At 51.0% G+C, this 551-nt stretch carries 1 protein-coding gene; it reads right to left on the bottom strand.

Translation table 11 applies throughout. The annotated features are described in order from the left end of the window. A partial coding sequence (locus tag PPOP_RS09645) for a TraB/GumN family protein (protein WP_042228224.1) occupies positions 1-551 on the bottom strand: 551 nt, incomplete at both ends.

The following is a 551-nucleotide window of genomic DNA, read 5'->3' as shown; positions in this document are numbered from 1 at the left end:
AATTTCAGCATCGCAAACACCTGCTGAGCCTTGTCATACGTTGCCGCCGATACATGATCCTTGAGTGTTGTACCATCTCGATAGGTATACTGTTCCTGTGCTAAAGCGATCTCCGCTTTATCTAATAAATTGACTTCGACGATAAGCTCATCCGCCTGTTGCAACGCCGCTTGCACCTGCGGATGAAGCGGGTAGAAATCCGTAATACCCTCGTGAATCGAACCGAACAGGTACATCGTATTGTTATGATGCGATACTTTCCACATCAATCCCTTCGCGCCTTGCCCAAGTGCAGCATACGTGTCGGCTACGAGCCGGATCGCCATCACAACCGCTTCCTCAACGGTGCATGGCTTATCCGGTTGCATGCCTTTCCCTGTTCCCTTCACGATCCCTCTTATTTGCAAAAACTCGTCGGCCTGATATTGATCGATAGGAACCGAATCCGGCCATTTATATTGTGCCAGCACCGCATACAACTGTTGCATCACCGCTCCTCTGGTCACATCGCCCCGCACGGTCGGCACGGCTGCGGTTTGCTTTTTATCGAG

This window comes from Paenibacillus popilliae ATCC 14706, from assembly GCF_000315235.1.
GTDB classification, from domain to species: domain Bacteria; phylum Bacillota; class Bacilli; order Paenibacillales; family Paenibacillaceae; genus Paenibacillus_B; species Paenibacillus_B popilliae.
Note: the sequence above shows the minus strand (reverse complement) of the source record. Positions and strands in the feature narration are given on the sequence as shown.